Below are 20,125 nucleotides of genomic sequence, written 5' to 3'. Positions count from 1 at the left end.
GGTCCTCTGCTGGAGCATCGTGTGTCGACAGATACCTTCTATGTCAAGGTAGGGAAGATCAAGAACCGGTCCGTCACGCTGCATTGCCTGACAGGCTTTGCCGGCGGAATGAAGGACCATGCCTGGAGCCGCTCTTTTGCATTGATGTTGCTTGTCGATGCGAAGGGGCGCGTCGGCGACGCTCCCTACTGGGCGAAAGGGTTGCCGCGAGAGTTGGCGAAGAAGCGCCTCGCATTGGCGAAGAAGGTTGACGATGCTCCCTTCTCCCTTGATGACGATCTGCCGGGCCTTGGCTACGAGGAGGCGTGGCACGCCGAGAACACGCCGCGGTTCGTGTCGCGTTCGCGGCTCCTCAAGCGATACAACAACGTCAAGGATGGGTTGCTCTGGAAGGCCCGCCGGGAGCTCTCCCCCCTCGAGAAGAAGGGCTCCGGTGCTTTTCTCGAGGGAGCTTGGAAGCGCATGCATCGCTTCGATCTCCTGGTCGAGGTGACGGACGCGAAGTATCTCGATCACCTCGTCGAGGGGCACTTCTTCGGGACGACCGCCTTCGACGCGTGGATCGAGAAGGAGCTGCCCCCGCCCAAGAAGGAGAAGGCAGCTCCCGCCAAGGCCAAGAAGGCGGCTCCGGCTCCTGCGCGCAAGCGAGCCGCTCCCGCCAAGGCCAAGAAGGCGGCTCCAGCTCCTGCGCGCAAGCGAACCGCCGCACGCCGCTGAAGTCGCGCTTGGGAGTAGGGCGCCGGCCAGGCGGCAGGGACATGCACCTGCCGCCCGGCGGGGCCTCAGTGAGGCACTGAGTTGTACAGGGTACTCACTTCGCTGTCGTCGAGTGCGCGGCTGAAGGCCTGCACCTCGTCGACCGAGCCAGCCCAGTAGTCGGTATTGCTGCCGGCGTACTTCGCGCGCCCGATGGCCAGGGGCCCGGTGCTCACGTCCGTCGGGTTGGCCTGCAGGGTCGCCACCCGGACGCCGTCGAGGTACAGCCGCAGCTCGCCACCGTTCCGGACGCCGACGAGGTGGTACCAGCGGCCGATCTGCGGTGTCACGGTGTATGTGGCGCGCTTCCCGCCGGGCACGCTGAACGCGAACGTGCCATGCCCGTACTGCAGATAGAACGGGTTCTCCGTGCGGCGGCCGTCCTGGCTCACGGCTGTGGCGTAGTTACCCGGCAGCTTGTCGAGCGTCACCCACGCCGAGATCGAGTAGTTGCCACGGGTATCCATCACCGGGCTGGTGGTCTCGGCGAAGTCGCCGTCTCCATCGAAGTGCAGCGCCTTCCCGCGGATCCCCGTCACCCAACTGGCGTTCCCGTGCAGCGTCACGTCGCTGCTGCCCTGGGTGTCGTGGCTCACCGTGCCGCTGCCCTCGTCCAGAGGCCAGGTCCCGTTGCCGGGGAACGTCGCGTCCTCGCCCGCCGCGGCGCCCGCGGCAATCACTCTCAGGTTGATCTCGCGCACCGGAGCGAGGTTCACCTTCAGCACCCGCCGGTCGTACGTGTAGAAGCCGTTGAGTTCGTTCTCCACGTCGGTGACCTGGGTGTAGACCGAGCCGGACATCTCCGCCCCGGCGGCGGCCAGATAGAACGTCTGCGTGTTCTCGACGTACTTCGTGGTCAGCGCATCCTTGTCCGCCACGCCGCTGTAGATGACCGTCGGCGCGCCCGGCCACAGGTGGCCTGGGGAGCGCAGGGTGAACCCGCCATGCTCGCCGTCCATCGCCGCGCGCGTGGCGTCTGGGAAGGGAGGGCTGTTGTTGCCGTAGTCATGGTGGTCGATGATGTCTCCCTTGCCGGAGTCGCCCTTGGAGTCGCAGCAGTTCACGCCGCTGTGGGCGTTGATCACTCGCGAGGGATCGGCGGCCTTGACCTCGACGGCGAGCTGGCCGGTCGCATCCCGGTTCCACTCGCCCCAGCCCTCATTGAAGATGATCCAGCCCACGATGGCCGGCGAGTTGTGCAACTGCTCCATCATGAGCTTGCCCTCGGTGACGAACGTCGTCTGTCCCTGCTGGGTCGGGAAGCTCCCGGAGACGAAGTCCTGCCACACCATCAGGCCGATCTGATCCGCGTGGTAGTACCAGCGCGCCGGTTCCACCTTGATGTGCTTGCGGACCGCGTTGAACCCGAGGTCCTTCTGCACCTGCAGATCCCAGCGCAGGGCCTCGTCGCTGGGTGCGGTGTAGAGCCCGTCTGGCCAGAAGCCCTGGTCCAGCATGGCGAGGGAGAAGATCGCCTTGCCGTTGAGCGCCAGCTTCGGGAAGCCGCCGACGTCCATGATCGCCACCGAGCGCATGCCGAAGTAGCTGTCCACGGTGTCGGTGCTCGGCCCGTCGGTGAGCGTGACGTCGAGATCGTAGAGGTACGGGTCGTCGGGGGTCCACAGGTGCGGCTGCTGCACGGGCAGCTCGAGCGCGGTGTTGGCCGCACCGGTGATGGTGCCGACCACGTTCCCGTTGACGTCATGGGCCACGGCGGTGACGCTGGCACTGGCCGACGCCGACGTGGAGTTGACGCGGATGGAGAGCGTGCCCGTCTGGAGGTTCGGCGTGGTCTTCAGGGAGTCGATCGCCACATCGGACACCGGCTCCAGCCACACGGTCTGCCAGATGCCCGAGGTCTGCGTGTAGACGATGCCGCCCGGATTCCGCGACTGCTTGCCGATCGGCTGGTTGGAACCGGTGGTGTCGGTGACCGCGACGATGAGCTCCTGCGGGCCAGTGCCGTTCAGGGCACTGGTGATGTCAGCGGTGAACGCGGTGTAGCCGCCGGTGTGATCGGCCACCTGCTGGCCGTTGACCCACACCCGCGCGCGATAGTCCACCGCGCCGAAGTTCAGCCGCAGCCGGTGCCCGGCGCCAATCTGCCAGTCCGCGGGCACGGTGAAGAGCCTGCGGTAGAACATGTGGTCCTCGTGGCGCTCCAGCCCGGAGAGCTGGGACTCCACAGGGAACGGCACGATGATGTGTTCCGGCAGCGCCTGGCCGAACGCAGGTTGCTGATCCTGGGTCGCGCCGGCGAACTCCCAAGGGCCATTGAGGTTGAGCCACTTCTCGCGGACCAACTGTGGACGCGGGTACTCGGGCAGCGGATTGTTCGGGTCGAGTTCGTCGCCCCACTCGGTGCGCAGCCGGTGGGTCGACTGGTTGTTGGCGAAGCGGATGAGCTGCGGCACCAACTCACCATTCACCGCCAGACCCCCGTTACCGTCGTAGGAGACGCGGACGCGCTGTCCGCGCTGGATCGGCTCGGAGAGGGTGACCACCACGCGAGCGGAGTTGTTGGCGGAGACAGCGGCCGAGCCCAGTGGCATGGGCACGGTGTCAGCCTCCACGCCCAGGTGCGGCACGAGGTCGCCAAGCGCGGTGACTGGCTTGGTGAAGTCGAACGTGAGCTGGCGGCCGTCCGCGCCGACAGTGAGGTCGACCGGGTAGATCTGGAATCCGACCGGTGGGGTGAACGCCGTGGTCGGGACGATCTGCTTGCTGATCGTGGCGCTCGACCACCGCAGGAACATGTTCGCGCCGCCGACGTCCTGGAACAGCTCCAGCCGGAAGTCGTGTGCCTCGCCCGCGACGAGGTGGACCGTCTGGCTGGTCTGCTCGATATCCCAGTCGCCCACCCAGTGGTCGATCACGGCTGTGCCGTCGATGAACACCCGGAAGCCGTTGTCGCCGATCGCATAGAACGTGTAGTCGCCAGTCGCGGGCGCGGTGATGCGGCCGGTCCAACGGGCCGTGGTGTGCTCGCTGCGGCCGGTCAGCGACTCGAACGTGGCCGCCAGACCGGGCAGGTCGATGTTCGGGTCCAGCGTGATCGCGCCGAGTTGCGCGAAGTCATGAGCGTTCGGTGCCGACGCCCGGAAGTACTCGCCCTTGAGGCCGTGCACGGTGTCTGGGGTCGATCCGTCCGGGGTCGAGGCATCCGGGGTCGAGCCGTCGGGAGTGGATGCATCTGGGGTCGAAGCATCCGGAGTCGAAGCATCCGGAGTCGAAGCATCCGGAGTCGAAGCATCCGGAGCCGACGCATCCGGAGTGGATGCATCTGGAGTCGAAGCATCCGGAGTCGGGTTGTTCGGGTCATCCGAGCAACCGATCAAGGGATGGATCAGAGCGGAGGAGAGTAACAGCAGGACCAGGGTGTGCGACCTGAACTCAGGGCGTGACATGGCGTCCCTTCTTGGGCTCTCGTGAAATGTCGTGGGTGTGAGGGGCCAGAGCAGATTGGCCAGAAAATGACCACGATGTCCACATCAGGTTCTCGGATGTCTGGAATGGCGGCAGCAACTGTTCGAATGAGTTCTGCCCCTTCGTAGTGTTCAGGCCGCGCGGCGGAAGCGGAACTCGACCTCCAGGGCTGGACGGACTTGGTGATTGTTGCGGGCTCTTCACGCCTCGAAAGCGGATCTTGCGTGGTGACAGATGTCATCAGGCGGTGAGCACTGTCATCTCGCGTGCCTCTCTGCTTACCTGTAACCCTTTGTAATTCGGCAGGCCTCCAGTTCACCGGCTGTGTCATGGGCGTGGCACAGCCGGTGCACAAGGAAGGGGCATGAAAACATCGTTCGGCGCCAACCGGCTGCACCGCTCCTCGACGCTGCCCCTGGACACGCCGTCCCGTCCCCGGCCTCCCGCGCGGGCCTCCACGATGCCGCCCTCGGTGACGTCGCCCCTGGCTTCCAAGCCCTCCGCGTCGGTCGCGCAGGGCGCTCCCATCAAGCACCCGGGCGTGCCCCTGGGGGTTGGTCCCGCCTACGTCCCCTCTCTGAAGAACACGGGCCAGGCCGGCAACCTCATGATCGGCACGCCGACAGCCGGCGATAACAAGATCGCGGCTCCCCCGAATGCCACGCAGAACGTGCTCCTCAACAAGCCGGGCTCTCCCTTCCAGAAGGATGCCTTCGGCGGCACGGTGCAGAGCAACGTGGGCTCGGCGCAGGCCTCCACCACGCACCACAACGGCGGAGGCGTGTTCCACCATGCGGCTCAGGCCGAGCTCAGCGGACCGCACGCTTCCTACGCGTGGCAGGGGGCTCATTCGGGGCCGCTGGGCGTCTCCAGCGCCCAGTGCACCGCCGAGGCCAACTCCTTCAAGGCCAACGCACAGGCCGGTGTCTCGACCGGGATGAAGAATCAGGCGTATCCGCTCGCGCTCACGAGCAAGGCGGAGACGGGCGTGGGTGTCACCGCCAGCGCCAGCCATGACTTCAACCCGCACTTCGGGGCCTACCTCAAGGGCCAGGGAAAGGCTTCGCTCGGCGCCTATGCCGAGGCCACTGCTGCACTGGATCCGAAGACGGCCACGGCGCTGCTGTCGGCCCAGGCAGGAGCCGGCGCTACGGCGGGAGCGTATGCCACGCTGGGCGGGCACCTGGGGCGGCTGCATGGCTCCGTGACCGCGGGTGCCGTGGCGGGAGTGGCGGCCCAGGCCAGCGCGAAGATCGGCATGGAGAACGGCTTCCTCCGGCACTCGGCGGACGTCACCGCCGCCCTGGGCGTGGGCACGCACATCAAGACCGATGCCGCGATCGATCTGCGCCAGCACGTGACGCCCGGTGTGGCCTCGGGCCTGCGCGCCAACCTCGCCACGGCGTCGGGTGTGGCCTCGCCCGCCGGCGTGGTGCAGCCCGAGAAGTCCGCGGCCGAGCAGTTCTTCTCGAACATCTTCGGCGCGTGAGCTCACGCTGGGTTGAGAGGCGTGAGCTCTCAACCCTTGCTTCGGCGAGGTGCTGTTAGCGCGGAACGGTGGTGCAGCAGCCGGACTTCGCGCAGCGCAGGTAGCCCTGAGCGGTACAGGCCGAGTCATCGCTACAAGCGGGGCCCTGGCCCGGATTGCTGCACTGTCCGCCACCGCTGCTCGAGCCCGAGCCTCCCGAAGAGGAGCACTGTCCCGCGGGCTGAATCGTCACGTTCTGGCAACCGTTGACGAAACAGCCATTGTCGTACGAGGAGGTCGTCGTGATCTTCGGGCAGGCAGTCCGGGTCACGAACGGCGGCGAGCCCATATTCGCCAGGCAGATGCTCACCTGCGAGAGGTTGCAGCTCGAGTCGCAGCTGAGCATGACGGACTCGGGGGAGCCGAAGGCCGCCTGCAGATCCGTGGCGGCCACCGTGCCGCCCACGCTCTTCGCCAGCAGTGCCGGGGTTCCCTGGTCTCCCGGCAGGCTCTTCAGCGAGGCGATGGCCGACGAGAAGTAGGTGCCGGAGTCCAGGCCCGTGCAGCTGCCGTGCTTGGGCCACTCGTGGTCCGCCAGGAAGTCGTTGTCGGACACGTAGCCGGGGCCATAGGTCTGCATGTCCGCCGGAATGGTGGAGGGATCCGGATCGCATCCGGGGGCGGGGTTCTTCGAGTTGCAGGAGCCGTAGGGCGCGCAGTACTGGGGCCAGCCGGCACCCGCCTGACTGGCTTGCTCATCCGTGTAGCTCGGCCAGAGGCCGTGGATCGTCAGATGGGTGGCGCCGAAGCTACCATCCAAACCCTGGCACTCCTGCTTGTCCGGGTGGCTGCAGCAGAAGTTGGCCTCCCAGGAGAGCGCCAGGATGTAGAGCCCGAAGGTGGCTGCCGTGCCGGGACCTCCGTTGGGGTTGCCCGAGGCGTTCTTCGCGTCAGGCGTGATCCCGGATTCGACAGGTCGCAGGTTGAACTCCCGGGCGACCAGGGAGGGCGCTGCGCGGACCGACGAGGCGCCGCTTTGCGGCTGCGAGGGCTCAGAAGGTGCGGGCGTCGTACGGACGCAGGCGGACAGCATGCTGAACAGAACCAGACCCGGCATGATGCGGTGCATGAGAGGACCCCTGGCGAGTGGATGCGCGGCCACTTTGGCGCGTCCGCACGCTGCAAGGCCATTCTTTCCGCACGAACCCGAGAGACTGATTGCCCTGTTGGAAAGAGGGCACTAGCCTGAGCCGACTTCCACGACGGGGGACTCCATGGCCAGGCAAGTGTCGTTCTTCCTCAACGGCAGACGCGTCACGGTGGACGATCCATCTCCGGACCTGCTTCTGGTCGATTACCTGAGGTCGCCCGAAGTGGCGCTTGCGGGCCCGAAGAAGCCCTGCGGTCAGGGCGGGTGCGGTGGATGTACCGTCATCCTGTCGAGCTGGAACGAGAAGAAGAGGAAAGCGGAGCATCGAGCGATCAACTCGTGTCTGAGGCCTGTGCTTGCGCTGGAGGGGCTGGTGGTGACGACGGTGGAGGGCACCGGCGCTGCCCGGCGCCTCAACCCCGCGCACCTGTCGCACTCCGCCAATTACTCCCGGGGAGGCGCGCTGCCGGAGATGAAGAGTGTCCCGACTCCTCCGGTGCTGGTCGAGGCCCAGGAGGCGGCCAACCGCAAACGTCTCGCGGTGATCAAGAGCGTCAACGCGAAGTCTCGGACGAAGGCGCTGAGCGCGAAGCTGAGGGGTGATGTGCCGGATCACCCGACGGAGTTCTCGCACGAGGGAATGAACCCGGTAGCGCACCGGCTTGCGATGAACAACGGGACGCAGTGCGGGTACTGCACGGTGGGATTCGTGATGAACATGTCAGAGTTCATCGTGAACAACCCGGATGCGACGAAGAAGGAGATCGAGGAGATATTCGACGGGAACCTGTGCCGATGCACGGGGTATCGGTCGATTTTGACGGGGATGAAGACGTTCGCGTCGGACTGGAGCGCGGAGGACGAGGCCAACCGGATGAAGTGCCTGCCGGATGACTACGCGGCCTCGCAGTTGCCAGCTTCGAACGTGGTGATTCCGTTTCCGGCCGAGGCGCAGGCGCCAGCCCGAGGCGTGTCGTCGGAGGAGGACGGGCGTGTGTGGCTCACGCCGGGGAGCCTGGGAGAGCTTGCGCAGTTGATGAGGGAGAACGCGGGCAAGAGGGTGCGGTTGGTGCACTCGAATACTGCGTACGGGATCTACAAAGAGGAGTACCTGGAGACGGAGCTGTACCTGGACATCCGCTTCATCCCGGAGCTGAACGCGGGACCGAAGCAGACGGGGGAAGGGCTGAGGGTGGGGGCGGGGATGAACTACAGCGAGTTCATCCGGGTGCTGGAGAGCACGATGCTGTCGGTGGGAGAGGCGAAGGAGCGGCGGAACGCGGAGACGGAGTACCCGGAGACGACGCGTCTGGGTGCGACGCGCTTCATGGCGCGAAGGACAGCGGGGCGGCTGGTGCGCAACGCGGCGACGCTGGGTGGCAACACGATGCTGGTGCTCCATCACATCGCGGAGGGGACGGGGGAGCCGTTCCCGTCGGATGTGTTCACGGTGCTGGCGGCGATCGACGCGCAGATAGAGTACGTGGACACGCGGGAGGGGGAGGGGGCGCGTCCGAGGAGGAACACGGCGCAGGAGCTGGTGGAGCGGGTGGTGTCCGAGCCGAAGCTGGCCAAGAGCATCGTGCTGCTGAACTACGTGGTGCCATACGGGAAGAAGAACGAGGTGGTGCTTGCGCAGAAGGTGGCGCTGCGAGACGTGAACGCGCACAGCATCCTCAATGGGACGAGCCGCCTGCAGCTGACGAAGGCGCTGGAGGTGGAAGAGGCAGTACTGGTGTTCGGAGGAATCGCGCCCTACCCGTGGAGGGCGAGGAAGACGGAGCAGGCGCTGAAGGGCAAGCCGCTGAGTCTGGCTGCGGTGCCGGCGCTGGCTCGGAGCCTGGTGGGGGAGGTGGGGTTGGAGCTGGCGCGCTGGTCCAAGAGGATGCAGGGGCTGCCGACAGAGGGCTTCACGGACGAGTACCGGGCGCAGTTGGCCACGGCGTTCTTCTACAAGGCAGTGGTGAACGCGCTGATGGAGCGTGGCGGAGAGGTGCCGCCGAAGCTCCAGTCGGCTGGAGAGATCACCTGGGGCAACTGGGGCGTCAGCGACGGCACGCAGGCCTTCACACCCCAAGCCTACAAGGCGCCCGTTGCGCTGCCCTACATCAAAGACACTGCGATGCAGCAGGCCTCGGGGCAGCTGCACTACACCCACGAGTTGCCGGTCTCATCGCAGACGGTCAATGCCTCGTTCGTCCAGAGCCGGCGCTCATTGGCGACCTTCCAGTTCATCATCCCAGGAGATGACAAGGCCGTGGAGGTGAGCGATCTGCGCGAGCACCTGTCGAGCCGCTACGGGGGCTTCGTCGATCTCATCACCTCCGAGGTCTTCAAGGACGGCGGAATCAACCTTCAGGGCATGGGTTCTGACCAGCCGCTCTTCGCGGACGGCGAGGTCAACTACGTGGGCCAGTCGATCGCGCTGGTGCTGGCGGGGACGGAGCAGGAGGCCGAGCGGATCGCTCAGTACGTCACCGATCGGTGCATCGCCTACGCTCCGGTCAAGCCGCAGAAGAGCATTCTGTCGAAGAAAACCCAAGCATGGTGGGCGGAGCCCGTCTTGACCCTGGACGATGCCATCCGCCTGGGCAGCGTCTACCCGGACTACCCCACCCAGGCCTCGTTCATTTCGCACATCTGGAAGGTGACGCGAAACGGGAGCCGGTTCGATTGGGTCACTCCGAAGGACAGCCCCGAGCAGCGGGTGGACCGGACGATCGTGAACCGAGAGGCGACGCTGGACGGGATCCGGTGCCAGGTGGTGGAGAGCACGCAGACGTGCGGTGGACAGGTGCACTTCTACATGGAGCCGCAGGCGGCCATCGCCGAGCCCCTGGACAACCACCGGATGCTCGTTCGGCCCTCCTCGCAGAGCCCCGCGTCCATGCACCAGACCACCGCCATGGCGCTGGGCGTGCAGTACAACAGCATCGAAGTGCAGGTGCCTCCGGTGGGCGGCGGCTTCGGAGGCAAGACGGAGCAGGCCCGCTTCGTGGCAGGGGCGGCGGCCGTCGCCGCGCATGCCACCAAGCGTCCGGTGCGCCTGGTGCTCTCGCGCGAGCAGGACACGGCGATGATCGGCAAGCGCCACGCCTACTTCAGCCAGTACCAGATCGCCATCGATCGAGGAGAGGCGGACCCTCGGGACAGGGGTCTGATCCGCGGGTTGCTCAACAAGATGTGGGGAGATGGTGGAGCGTTCTACGACTGCTCGTTCGTCGTCTCCAACTGCATCCAGACGCGCTCGGACAACGCGTACCTGATCGCCAACTTCGAGAGCCAGATCGACGTGTGCCGGACGAACACGGCGCCCAGCACGGCGTTCCGAGCCTTCGGAGACATTCAGGGCAAGCTGATGCTGGAGAACGCGGTGGATGACGCGGCGTTCTCCATCGGGATGCTGGCTGAGGACGTGAGGGAGAAGAACCTGTACGAGCGGGGAGATGTGACGCCGTTCGGACAGCCGCTGACGTACTGCTACATGCGGGAAGTGTGGGCGTTCCTGAAGAAGCAGTGCGACTACGAGACGAAGCGGCAGGAGGTGGATCAGTTCAACGCGACCAACCGGTGGCGCAAGCGCGGGCTGGCGATGATGCCGGTGAAGTACGGCTCGGGCTACAACGTGGCGATGCTGGAGCAGGCCGCCGCGCTCGTCTCGGTGTACCACAGCGACGGCACCGTCATCATCCACCAGGGCGGCGTGGAGATGGGGCAGGGCCTGACGACGCAGGTCCGGCAGGTTGCCTCCTATGTGCTGAACGTGCCCATGGACAAGATCCAGGTCGAGGCTGCCAGGACAGCCATCAATCCCAACCCCACTGGCACGGGCGCGTCGACCGGAACGTCCTACAACGCAGAGGCGGTCAAGCGCACCTGCCAGGACCTCAGCTCGCGTCTGAGGGACTTCGGCTACGAGATGCTGAAGGAGAAGGGCAACGACTGGTGCCACGGCCAGGGCATCGACTTCTGGAACTACGGCCAGGCGGGATGGAACACGGAGGTGAAGCTCTCGCCCACCGCGCCGCCGAAGCTCATCTGGCAGAACCTGGTGGCCCTGGCCTACCAGTACCGCGTGGGCCTGATGGCCACCTTCACCGCGCCCATTCCTGGTGGCGAGACGCCGATGCCGGCACTCACCTACAAGCCGCTCGAACTGCAGCCGGAGATCCCAGGCTACTCTGCGAGTCCGAAGGGCGCGCCCGGTGCGTATGACTCGTTCACCGGCTTCACCTACTCGGCGGCGTGCTCGGTGGTGGAGGTGGACATCCTGACGGGCGAGGTGAAGGTCCTGAGCTCGGACATCACCTACGACATGGGCTGGAGCCTCAACCCGGCCATCGACGTGGGCCAGGTGGAAGGCGCCTTCGTCCAGGGCATCGGCTACGTGCTGTCGGAGAAGCTGGAGTTCGAGCCTGAGGGTGAGGAAGCCGGCCGTCTCAACTCGCTGAACACCTGGCGCTACAAGCCACCGGCCATCACCAGCATTCCGCTGGAACTCAACGTCACCCTGTTCCCGCGCAGCCTGGCGAAGGATGTGCCGGAGAGCCCCACCGAGGGCATCTTCTCCTCGAAGGAGATCGGTGAGCCGCCGCTGGTGCTGGCCACCAGCGTGTTCCTGGCGGTGAAGGCGGCCATTCGTGCCTCGCGACTGGAGCGCAAGCTCAGTGGCCTGTTCCGCTTCGACGCTCCGGCCACCGTGCAGGAGGTGCGCAGGGCCTGCGAGGTGAGCACCAGCGATCTCAAGGTGACCGCGAGCGATCTCAAGGTGCCCCCGAGCGCTCTCAAGGCGTAACGCAGTCCCCGCTATTCGTCAGGAGACATGACATGAACTCGAGAACCCTCACCGCCCGGCCTGGCCGGCGCGGCTTCCCGAAGTCCGTCCTTCTGGGCGCCACGGTGGCGCTGTCCGCGGTTTCCAGCGGGGCCTATGCCCAGACCACGGCGCCCGCACCTGCGGCCGTGGCCAAGGATCCAGCCGCCGCAGCGGCACTGCTGCGCAAGCCGGAGGGCTACAAGCTCCAGCAGAGTCCCTTCCCGGACTTCGGCTACATGGTCCCGGTCGATGAGTACCTGAAGAAGTACTCGGACCAGCCGCTCTTCCGCCTGAAGACGGATTTCCCCACCGCCAAGCCGAGGCAGTTGCCGGAGTTCGTCCAGAAGATCGACTTCCGGAAGAAGCCGCTGGAGTACCTGCTGGCCGTGCGGGACTACGCCTTCGATGGCAACCTGCCGGACTGGGATCCCTTCAAGAACAGCAAGCGCGGCTGGTACCACATCCCCTGGCTCCACCCGTCGGCGACGGGGCCGGACGCCTATCCTCCCAACGGCGGCACCGAGGGCTTCCACGGCCTCATCAAGGAGGCAGGGCTCAGCCCGTTGCAGCTCGCGCCGGGCCAGAAGGGCAAGGACGGGAGCTATTCCGTCTACGCCATCACCCTGGTCAACGACATGGCCGGGTACACGCTGGGGCGGATGTGGAAGGACCCCATGAATCCGGATCCCAAGGCGACGGATGCGCGCTATGGCGGCGGGTTCCCGCCGGGTACCGTCTTCGCCAAGCTCCTGTTCACCGACGCGCCCCAGGGCACCGACAAGATTCCCTTCCTCGAGAACCCCCTGCAGTGGACGGCGTACATCACCGAGAACTTCTCCACCTCCAACAAGCGCGTGGTGGGCAAGGTGAACCTGCTGCAGATGGACATCGCCGTGAGAGACGTGCGCGCCGAGGGCAAGGACGGCACGGGCTGGGTGTTCGGGACGTTCGCGTACAACGGCCAGGTGAACAACCCCAACAAGTTCCTCAACCTCGTCCCGGTGGGAATCATGTGGGGCAATGATCCCGAGAACACGACGAACGCCACCACTCCGTTCCCTCCCACCGAGACGAAGATCAACCCGGACCTGAAGCAGGGCGTCATCTTCGCCTCCGCGCAGTTGCCGCCTCAGCACCTGGGGTGGAACGGGCGGCTCAACGGTCCCGCGGACCTGAACACCACTTCGTGCCTGGGCTGCCACATCGCCGCGCAGTACCCCGCGGTGACGGCGCTGGTCCCGCCGAACGCGGTGCCGGCCGGCGGCCCCAATCCTCCCAAGGACGGAGGTTCGAAGGAATGGATGAAGTGGTTCCAGAACGTGCCGGCCGCCACCTCCATGGATCCGCGCGTCTACTCCACCGACTTCTCATTCCAGGTCGCCATCAGCCTGCAGAACTTCTACACGATGAAGACGAACCTGCTGCAGGGCTCGTACGCGAACGACTACCAGTTGGACCGGGTTCCCGTCACCCGCAGCGGTCGGCCCGAGTAGTCAGTTCGCCAACCTCACGCTCGCGGGCTACAACGTGCGGCTGCGCACCTACGGCGGTGATGTACCCGCCCCAGATGAACCCGCTGGTGGGGCTGGACTTCATGATCAACGGGGCCCTGTACGACGAGGCGGCCACGCCCGTGGAGGTGAAGCTCGGCACGGTGGAGGAGTGGACCATCCACGACAACGGCCACCACACCGGCGGCTCCGGAGAGGGCCACCCCTTCCACCTGCACACCAACTCCTTCGAGGTGATCTCCATTGGCGGCCAGCCGGTGGAGCCAGGGACGATCCAGGACACCGTCTGGGTTCCCCACAACACGGAGGTCGTCGTCCGCATCAAGTTCAAGGAGTGGACCGGGAAGGACGTCTTCCACTGCCACATCATCCCGCACGAGGACGTGGGGATGATGCAGAACCTGCTCGTGAAGAAGTAGCCGCCGGAAGAGAGAGAGGGGAGAAGAGACATGTCGAAGACGAAGTGGATGCTGGGCCTGGGGGCTGTCGTGGCATCGGGCACGTTGTGGGCCTGCGCGACGCTGGGCGGTGGCCAGGGGGGAAACACCCAGGGCGAAGCGGGGACGTGCGCGGGGCCCTTTCCCAGCTACTGGCAGGATCCGAAGTTCACGAGCACGGGCATGTGGTTGGGGCAGCAGATCTCCAACCAGGCGCCCTCGGACTGGAAGGGGCCCATCTTCCGGCTGAGCCAGCAGTACCCCACCGCGCTGCCGCCCGAGGATGCCTCTCCGTGGAAGGCGTTCGACCCCTTCAAGGCCGGGCTGAGCCAAGAGGAGATGCGCAAGCAGGCCTATGAGTATTCCTGGGCCGTCATGCGCTACATCCAGGAGGGCAACGTCGATCAGGGCGCCACGGGAGGAGACATCGGGAAGGACTGGACGCTGTGCAACAACCCGGTGCGCCGCTGGGTCCACATGCCCTTCCAGACCTATGAGCCCTTCAGCGGGCGCGAGTTCATCCACGGGCTCACGCGCGAGGCGCCCGTCACCTTCACGATGAAGAGCGGCAGCCAGTTGGCGAGCACCGTCTGGGCGGTGGGGTTCTACAACCCTCGCGCCGCCTACACGCTGGGGCAGGTGTGGAAGCCGGACGGCAGCGCCGCGTTCCCCACGAGCAACGTGGCGTTCCCGGATGGGGCGGTGATTGGCAAGCTGCTCTTCACCACGGCGACGGAGAAGGACATCCCCATCCTGTCCAACATGCCGAAGTGGAAGGCCAACATCAGCGACCCGAAGTTCTGTCAGTGCACCCCCTCGACGGGGCAGTCGGCGTGCTCGTTCCAGCAGATCAGCGAGCAGTGCCCGCGCTCCTTGGGCGAGGTGACGCTGATGCAATTCGACATCGCCGTGCGCGACAGCCGCTCTCCCTCGGGCTGGGCATACGGCACCTTCGTCGCGGATGGGCAGGTGAAGGCCTCGGAGAAGAACCCCTGGAGCCGTCTGTCCACCCTGGGGCTCATGTGGGGCAATGACGCGCCGCCGAAGGGGCAGCTCGCCAACGCCTACCCGGCGGATCCCCGGAAGAATGGCTTCAAGCTGGAGGTCGTCGAGTGGGAAGTGGCCGACCGCTGGAACGCGACCACGGACGGCGGCCACCTGGGCTGCAACGGCCGGCTCGATGGCCCCGCTGACAGCACTGTCAGCTCCTGCCTGTCCTGCCACATGACGGGAGCCGTGCCGGACAAGAACCGCAAGACGCCTCCCTTCATCATCGTGCCCTCCAAGACGGCCGTGGGCCAGTGCGGCAGCCCCCCGGCGACGCTCGCCGATCCGAACCTGGATGCCACGTTCTTCGCGGACCTGGCGTGCAGCACCTCCATCTCGGGCACGGGCATTCCGCAGCCGCAGTACCCCAACGGCGCGACGCAGTGGGTGTCCACGGACTTCTCGCTGCAGCTCTCCATCGCCATGACGCAGTGGGCGGAGTGGCAGTCCGACCAGGTGGAAGAGCGTGCCGGGCCTCGTGTGATGGAAGGCATCCTGCCGGCGCGCTGAGTTCCCGCGCGCGCACTGGCTGGCATGAGCCGGAAGCCTCATGCCAGCCCCTTTTTCCCTGCGGACCGCTCGGGCCCTCGAGTGAAGGGCTGCGGTCCAGGCAAGGCGTTGTTGCTCTGGGGCGCGAATATGCCTTGACGGGTATATGAACGCGTGGCTATATACCCATCGTGGAATCATCGTTCGACATCATCGCGGAGCCCAATAGACGGGCCATCTTGAGCCTGCTGCTCGCGTCGGAGCTCTCGGTTGGCGAGATCGAGCGCGAGCTTCAACTGTCGCAGCCGTCCGTCTCCAAGCACCTGCGAGTGCTGCGAGATGCGGGGTTCGTGGAATCACGAATCGAAGCGCAGCGGCGCCTCTATCGATTGAGACCGGAGCCCCTCATGGAACTCGACGCATGGCTCGCTCCCTTCCGGCGTTTCTGGTCAATGCACGTCGATGCCCTGGAGCAACACCTGGACAAGATGGACCAGGTGGACCAGGTGCCCCCTGTGAAAGGAAAGAAAAAACATGAGCAGTCGTGAGCAATACACGCCGGGTGCCGCTTCGGGCGCCAAGGTCCAAAAGGATGGCGAGAAGTGGACGCTCGTTCTCGTTCGCGATCTCTCCCACCCTCCTACCAAGGTTTGGAAGGCCATCACGGAACCCGAGCATCTCCGCGCATGGGCTCCGTTCGATTCGGACCGGAGCCTGGGGGCCGTTGGCACCGCGAAGCTCTCGACCGTGGGGGCGCCGAAGCCGCTCGTCTCCGAGACCCAGGTGAAGCGGGCCGATGAGCCCAAGCTGCTCGAATACAGTTGGGGGGCACAGGATCTCCGCTGGGAACTCGAGCCGACGGCAGGCGGTGGCACCCGGCTCACGCTCTGGCACAACATCGACCGTCATTTCATCTCGATGGGCGCCGCTGGGTGGCACATCTGCTTCGATGTGATGGACCGGATGCTCGCCGGTCAGCCCATTGGACGCATCGTCGGCCCCGAGGCCATGCAGTTCGATGGCTGGCAGCGGCTGAACGCCGAGTACGCGAAGCAGTTCGGTGTTGAGCTCCCCAACTGGGCCTCTCGCCCACGGACCTGATCATGCCCCGCTCCAAAGGAATCGTCGTCGGCTTCTGGATTGTCACCGCGCTCTTCTGCTTGCAGATGGGCTTCACCGCGTACGCGCAACTGCGCCTGCCGCAAGTGGGGGAGGCGTTCGCCCACCTCGGCTTCCCCGACTACTTCCGGGTGCAGCTCTCATGGGCCAAGCTCCTCGGCGTGGCGCTGTTGCTGGCGCCGGTGCCGGCTCGGCTCAAGGAGTGGGCCTACGCCGGCTTCGCCATCGACCTTGTCTCCGCGGTCATCGCCCATCTCGCGGTGGGAGATGGCCCGGAGGCGTGGGGCTGGGCGGGGGCCACTGGTGTGCTCTGGGGGCTTTCGTACTTCTTCTGGCGCCGTTCGCAGGTCACGCCGGTTGGAATGTCTGAGGTGAGAACATGAAAAAGTCTGACGCGAGCCAAGGCCAGTCGGCATCTGAGCAAATCTCGAAACAAATCGCCGAACTCGGTGGCTGGCGCGCGGAAACCCTCAGCAGAATGCGCAAGCTCATCAAGGACGCAGATCCGGACGTCGTCGAGGAGTTGAAGTGGATGGGCACTCCGGTCTGGTCCCACGGCGGCATCATCTGCACTGGCGAAACCTACAAGAAGGCCGTGAAGTTGACCTTCATCAAGGGCGCGTCGCTGAAGGATCCGGCCCGTCTCTTCAACTCGAGCCTCGACGGAAACGCACGCCGCGCGATCGACATCCACGAGGGAGAAGAGGTTGATGCGTCCGCCTTCAAGGCGCTCATCCGCCAGGCGGTTGCCCTCAACAGTGCTGGCAAGTCGAAAGCTTCAAAATCTTCGAAACCGTCGAAGAAAGCGAAGTCCTGAGGTATTCCGTCCCTGAGCAGGTCTGATATCGGGGTTCCCTACACCATGAGTGAGAAAAAGCCCTCTTCCAGCCAGCCTCGCGCGGACAGCCACGACGTGATCCGCGTCCAGGGAGCCCGAGAGAACAACTTGAAGGACGTGAGCGTCGAGCTCCCCAAGCGGCGGCTGACTGTGTTCACCGGCGTCTCGGGATCGGGCAAGTCGTCGCTCGTGTTCGGCACCATCGCGGCGGAGTCGCAGCGGCTGATCAACGAGACCTACAGCACGTTCGTGCAGGGATTCATGCCGACGCTGGCCCGGCCCGAGGTCGACGTGCTGGAAGGGCTAACGACCGCGATCATCGTTGATCAGGAGCGGATGGGCGCCAACTCCCGCTCGACGGTGGGCACCGCCACCGACGCGAATGCGCTGCTGCGGGTGGTTTTCAGCCGCCTGGGCAAGCCCAACATTGGCTCTTCCAACGCCTTCTCCTTCAACGTCCCGTCGGTCCGCGGGGTCGGGCAAATCTCGGTCGAGAAGGGCGACGGGAAGACCGAGAAGAAGGTGTACACGGTCGCTGGCGGTATGTGCCCGCGGTGCGAGGGCATGGGATCGGTGACCGATATCGATCTGTCCCAGTTGTTCGATGACTCGAAGTCGCTCGCCGAGGGCGCGCTCACAATCCCGGGCTACAACGCTGACGGCTGGCAGGTGCGCATCTTCACGGCCTCGGGCTTCCTCGACCCGGACAAGCCGATCCGGCGCTACACCAAGCAGGAGCGCCACGACTTCCTCTACCGGGAGCCCACCAAGGTCAAGATCGACAAGATCAACATGACCTACGAGGGCCTGGTCCCCAAGCTCCAGAAGTCGTTCCTGTCCAAGGACGTCGAAGCCATGCAGCCGCACATCCGTGCGTTCGTGGAGCGGGCGGTGACGTTCACCGCCTGTCCTGATTGCGGCGGCACCCGGCTCAACGAGGCCGCCCGCTCCTCCAAGATCAAGGGGATCAACATCGCCGAGGCCTGTGCGATGCAGATCAACGACCTGGCCGAGTGGGTGCGTGGTCTGGACGAGCCGTCCGTCGCACCGCTGCTGGCGACGCTGCGGCAGACGCTCGACTCGTTCGTGGAGATCGGGCTGGGCTATCTCAGTCTCGACCGGTCGTCGGGGACGCTGTCGGGCGGCGAGGCACAGCGCACCAAGATGATCCGGCACCTCGGGTCGTCGCTCACCGACGTGACCTACGTGTTCGACGAGCCGACGGTCGGGCTGCACCCGCACGACATCCAGCGGATGAACGACCTGCTGCTGCGGCTGCGCGACAAGGGCAACACGGTTCTGGTGGTCGAGCACAAGCCGGAGGTGATCGCAATCGCCGACCATGTCGTCGACCTGGGCCCCGGTGCCGGCACCGCTGGAGGCGAGGTGGTCTTCCAGGGCACCCTTGAGGAGCTGCGGGCCAGCGGCACACTGACCGGGCGTCACCTGAACGATCGAGCCGCCCTGAAGCCGTCGGTGCGGAAGCCGTCGGGTGTGATGGAGGTGCGCGGGGCCCGCACCCACAACCTGAAGGACGTCAACGTCAACATCCCGCTTGGCGTACTGGTGGTGGTGACTGGCGTGGCGGGGTCGGGCAAGAGTTCACTGATCCACGGCTCGGTGTGTAGCCGGGACGGGGTGGTGTCGGTCGACCAGACCCCGATCCGAGGCTCGCGGCGGAGCAACCCGGCCACGTACACCGACCTGCTGGAGCCGATCCGCAAGGCGTTCGCGAAGGCCAACGGCGTGAAGCCCGCCCTGTTCAGCGCCAACTCCGAGGGTGCCTGTCCGAACTGCAACGGCGCCGGGGTGATCTACACCGACCTGGGGATGATGGCCGGTGTCACCACGATCTGCGAAGAGTGCGAGGGTCGGCGGTTCCAGGCGTCGGTGCTGAAGTACCGGCTCGGCGGGCGCAACATCGCCGAGGTGCTCGACCTGTCGGTCGCAGACGCGGTCGGCTTCTTCAGCACCGGCGAGGCGCATACGCCGGCCGCGCACGCGATCCTGCAGCGCATGGCCGACGTAGGGCTTGGCTACCTGCGGCTCGGCCAACCGCTCACCACGCTGTCGGGTGGCGAGCGGCAGCGGCTCAAGCTCGCGACGCACATGGGGACCGAAGGCGGCGTCTACGTGCTCGACGAGCCGACCACCGGACTGCATCTGGCCGACCTCGAGCAACTGCTCGTGCTGCTGGACCGGCTGGTCGACTCCGGCAAGTCGGTCATCGTGATTGAGCACCATCAAGTGGTGATGGCGCACGCCGACTGGATCATCGATCTGGGTCCGGGGGCGGGCCACGACGGTGGGCGGATCGTGTTCGAAGGGACTCCGGCCGACCTGGTAGCGGCGAGGTCGACGCTGACCGGCGAGCACCTGGCGGCATTCGTCGGTAGCGGTCCGAAGGTTGTCTCAGGAGGTGGGACCGATTCGCTTCGGCCTCGTCGTCAGAAGAAGCCTCAGTAGGGGTGCTGGACTTCTCGGGATGGAGGCGGCGGGAACCGAAGCCGCCGCCACTCGCCTTGTCATGTGCAGTCAGTCCGCTGCCTTGTCTCTCTGAACCGACTTCGCGGCCTTGGAGATAGGATAGAGTGCACGGAGTTTTATCTTGTAGTGATACACTGCGAGGTAATACTCGCCTGCGATCATGATGAAGACTTGGCGCGGAGGCTCGGGCTGACTCTTGAGCCAGGTATTTGCTTCCTCCAGGGTATTGAAAACGGCCACTGGGGCGGGGAGCCCTTCGTGAATCATGTCGCGCAGATAGAACTCGAGAACGGGGTCGTGGAGCAGGGCGCGGTGATTGGCGTCCGCAGCGTACGCCGTGAGGAAGTACTCGCCTGAAATCAAGATGTTGGCATGATGCGGCGGGTCTGGATGGTCCCTCATCCAGGCGTCAGCCTCCTCACGCGTGTTGAAGGCTGCAATGACGAGAGGAGGACCCTTGGGGGCCGCGCAGGAATAAAGTTTCAGTTTGCGGGTGCCCGAGATCGTGCCCATCAATGTAGGCATGGACCTGGAGGAAGTCATCGCGGCGAAGTACCAAGCGCTTGAGAGCGGACTTACAG

Annotated in this window: 14 protein-coding genes; 11 read left to right on the top strand and 3 right to left on the bottom strand. The window is 65.6% G+C overall.

Annotation, left to right across the window (positions count from 1 at the left end; genetic code table 11):
• The first annotated feature begins 21 nt into the window (after window positions 1-21).
• The gene (locus KY501_RS50035) at window positions 22-717 is read left to right on the top strand and encodes a hypothetical protein (RefSeq protein ID WP_224372642.1); all 696 of its coding nucleotides are present in this window, start codon (window positions 22-24) and stop codon (window positions 715-717) included.
• Between the two features lie 65 nt (window positions 718-782).
• Here the strand turns inward: KY501_RS50035 and KY501_RS50030 are convergent, their stop codons facing one another.
• Window positions 783-4,163, bottom strand: coding sequence for a LamG-like jellyroll fold domain-containing protein (locus KY501_RS50030; protein WP_224372641.1), 3,381 nt, complete (start codon window positions 4,161-4,163; stop codon window positions 783-785).
• A 383-nt stretch (window positions 4,164-4,546) separates the two neighbouring features.
• On the opposite strand from KY501_RS50030, the gene KY501_RS50025 reads away from it, so the two are divergent.
• Window positions 4,547-5,671, top strand: coding sequence for a hypothetical protein (locus KY501_RS50025; RefSeq protein WP_224372640.1), 1,125 nt, complete (start codon window positions 4,547-4,549; stop codon window positions 5,669-5,671).
• A gap of 55 nt (window positions 5,672-5,726) precedes the next feature.
• Here the strand turns inward: KY501_RS50025 and KY501_RS50020 are convergent, their stop codons facing one another.
• Window positions 5,727-6,779, bottom strand: a complete 1,053-nt coding sequence (locus KY501_RS50020; RefSeq protein WP_224372639.1) for a ribonuclease T2 family protein — start codon at window positions 6,777-6,779, stop codon at window positions 5,727-5,729.
• Window positions 6,780-6,924: 145 nt separating this feature from the next.
• Here KY501_RS50020 and KY501_RS50015 point away from each other — a divergent pair, with 145 nt between their 5' ends.
• The 9 genes from KY501_RS50015 (at window position 6,925) to KY501_RS49975 (ending at window position 19,523) form a co-directional block, all read left to right on the top strand.
• Complete coding sequence (locus KY501_RS50015; RefSeq protein ID WP_224372638.1) at window positions 6,925-11,595, top strand: molybdopterin cofactor-binding domain-containing protein; 4,671 nt, start codon at window positions 6,925-6,927, stop codon at window positions 11,593-11,595.
• Between the two features lie 32 nt (window positions 11,596-11,627).
• Window positions 11,628-13,109, top strand: a complete 1,482-nt coding sequence (locus KY501_RS50010; protein WP_224372637.1) for a hypothetical protein — start codon at window positions 11,628-11,630, stop codon at window positions 13,107-13,109.
• A 59-nt stretch (window positions 13,110-13,168) separates the two neighbouring features.
• Complete coding sequence (locus tag KY501_RS50005) at window positions 13,169-13,546, top strand: multicopper oxidase domain-containing protein (RefSeq protein WP_224372636.1); 378 nt, start codon at window positions 13,169-13,171, stop codon at window positions 13,544-13,546.
• A gap of 30 nt (window positions 13,547-13,576) precedes the next feature.
• Window positions 13,577-15,121, top strand: coding sequence for a hypothetical protein (locus KY501_RS50000; protein ID WP_224372635.1), 1,545 nt, complete (start codon window positions 13,577-13,579; stop codon window positions 15,119-15,121).
• Window positions 15,122-15,291: 170 nt separating this feature from the next.
• Window positions 15,292-15,648, top strand: a complete 357-nt coding sequence (locus KY501_RS49995) for an ArsR/SmtB family transcription factor (RefSeq protein ID WP_224372634.1) — start codon at window positions 15,292-15,294, stop codon at window positions 15,646-15,648.
• Window positions 15,635-16,201: an SRPBCC family protein gene (locus tag KY501_RS49990; RefSeq protein ID WP_224372633.1), complete on the top strand. Its 567-nt coding sequence runs from the start codon at window positions 15,635-15,637 to the stop codon at window positions 16,199-16,201. The genes KY501_RS49995 and KY501_RS49990 overlap by 14 nt, the downstream gene beginning before the upstream one ends.
• 2 nt (window positions 16,202-16,203) lie before the next feature.
• A complete protein-coding gene (locus tag KY501_RS49985; protein WP_224372632.1) occupies window positions 16,204-16,602 on the top strand; it encodes a DoxX family protein in 399 nt (132 codons plus the stop codon).
• Window positions 16,599-17,036 carry a DUF1801 domain-containing protein gene (locus KY501_RS49980; protein WP_224372631.1) on the top strand — a complete coding sequence of 146 codons (438 nt, stop codon included), beginning with the start codon at window positions 16,599-16,601 and terminating at the stop codon, window positions 17,034-17,036. Before KY501_RS49985 ends, KY501_RS49980 begins: the two co-directional genes overlap by 4 nt.
• A 45-nt stretch (window positions 17,037-17,081) precedes the next feature.
• On the top strand, window positions 17,082-19,523 hold the full coding sequence (locus KY501_RS49975; RefSeq protein ID WP_224372630.1) for an ATP-binding cassette domain-containing protein: 2,442 nt from the start codon (window positions 17,082-17,084) through the stop codon (window positions 19,521-19,523).
• 69 nt (window positions 19,524-19,592) lie between these two features.
• Here the strand turns inward: KY501_RS49975 and KY501_RS49970 are convergent.
• The coding region (locus tag KY501_RS49970) for a hypothetical protein (RefSeq protein WP_224372629.1) at window positions 19,593-20,125 on the bottom strand (533 nt) is incomplete at its 5' end.

Source organism: Hyalangium versicolor (assembly GCF_020103695.1).
Classification (GTDB): Bacteria; Myxococcota; Myxococcia; order Myxococcales; family Myxococcaceae; genus Hyalangium; species Hyalangium versicolor.
Note: the sequence above shows the minus strand (reverse complement) of the source record. Positions and strands in the feature narration are given on the sequence as shown.

Coding starts and splice junctions, on each gene's coding strand:
- KY501_RS50005 (WP_224372636.1), top strand. CDS start 13,169: ATGTACCCGCCCCAGATGAACCCGCTGGTGGGGCTGGACTTCATGATC.
- KY501_RS49990 (WP_224372633.1), top strand. CDS start 15,635: ATGAGCAGTCGTGAGCAATACACGCCGGGTGCCGCTTCGGGCGCCAAG.
- KY501_RS50000 (WP_224372635.1), top strand. CDS start 13,577: ATGTCGAAGACGAAGTGGATGCTGGGCCTGGGGGCTGTCGTGGCATCG.
- KY501_RS50015 (WP_224372638.1), top strand. CDS start 6,925: ATGGCCAGGCAAGTGTCGTTCTTCCTCAACGGCAGACGCGTCACGGTG.
- KY501_RS50020 (WP_224372639.1), bottom strand. CDS start 6,779: ATGCACCGCATCATGCCGGGTCTGGTTCTGTTCAGCATGCTGTCCGCC.
- KY501_RS49985 (WP_224372632.1), top strand. CDS start 16,204: ATGCCCCGCTCCAAAGGAATCGTCGTCGGCTTCTGGATTGTCACCGCG.
- KY501_RS50025 (WP_224372640.1), top strand. CDS start 4,547: ATGAAAACATCGTTCGGCGCCAACCGGCTGCACCGCTCCTCGACGCTG.
- KY501_RS50010 (WP_224372637.1), top strand. CDS start 11,628: ATGAACTCGAGAACCCTCACCGCCCGGCCTGGCCGGCGCGGCTTCCCG.
- KY501_RS50030 (WP_224372641.1), bottom strand. CDS start 4,163: ATGTCACGCCCTGAGTTCAGGTCGCACACCCTGGTCCTGCTGTTACTC.
- KY501_RS49975 (WP_224372630.1), top strand. CDS start 17,082: ATGAGTGAGAAAAAGCCCTCTTCCAGCCAGCCTCGCGCGGACAGCCAC.
- KY501_RS49980 (WP_224372631.1), top strand. CDS start 16,599: ATGAAAAAGTCTGACGCGAGCCAAGGCCAGTCGGCATCTGAGCAAATC.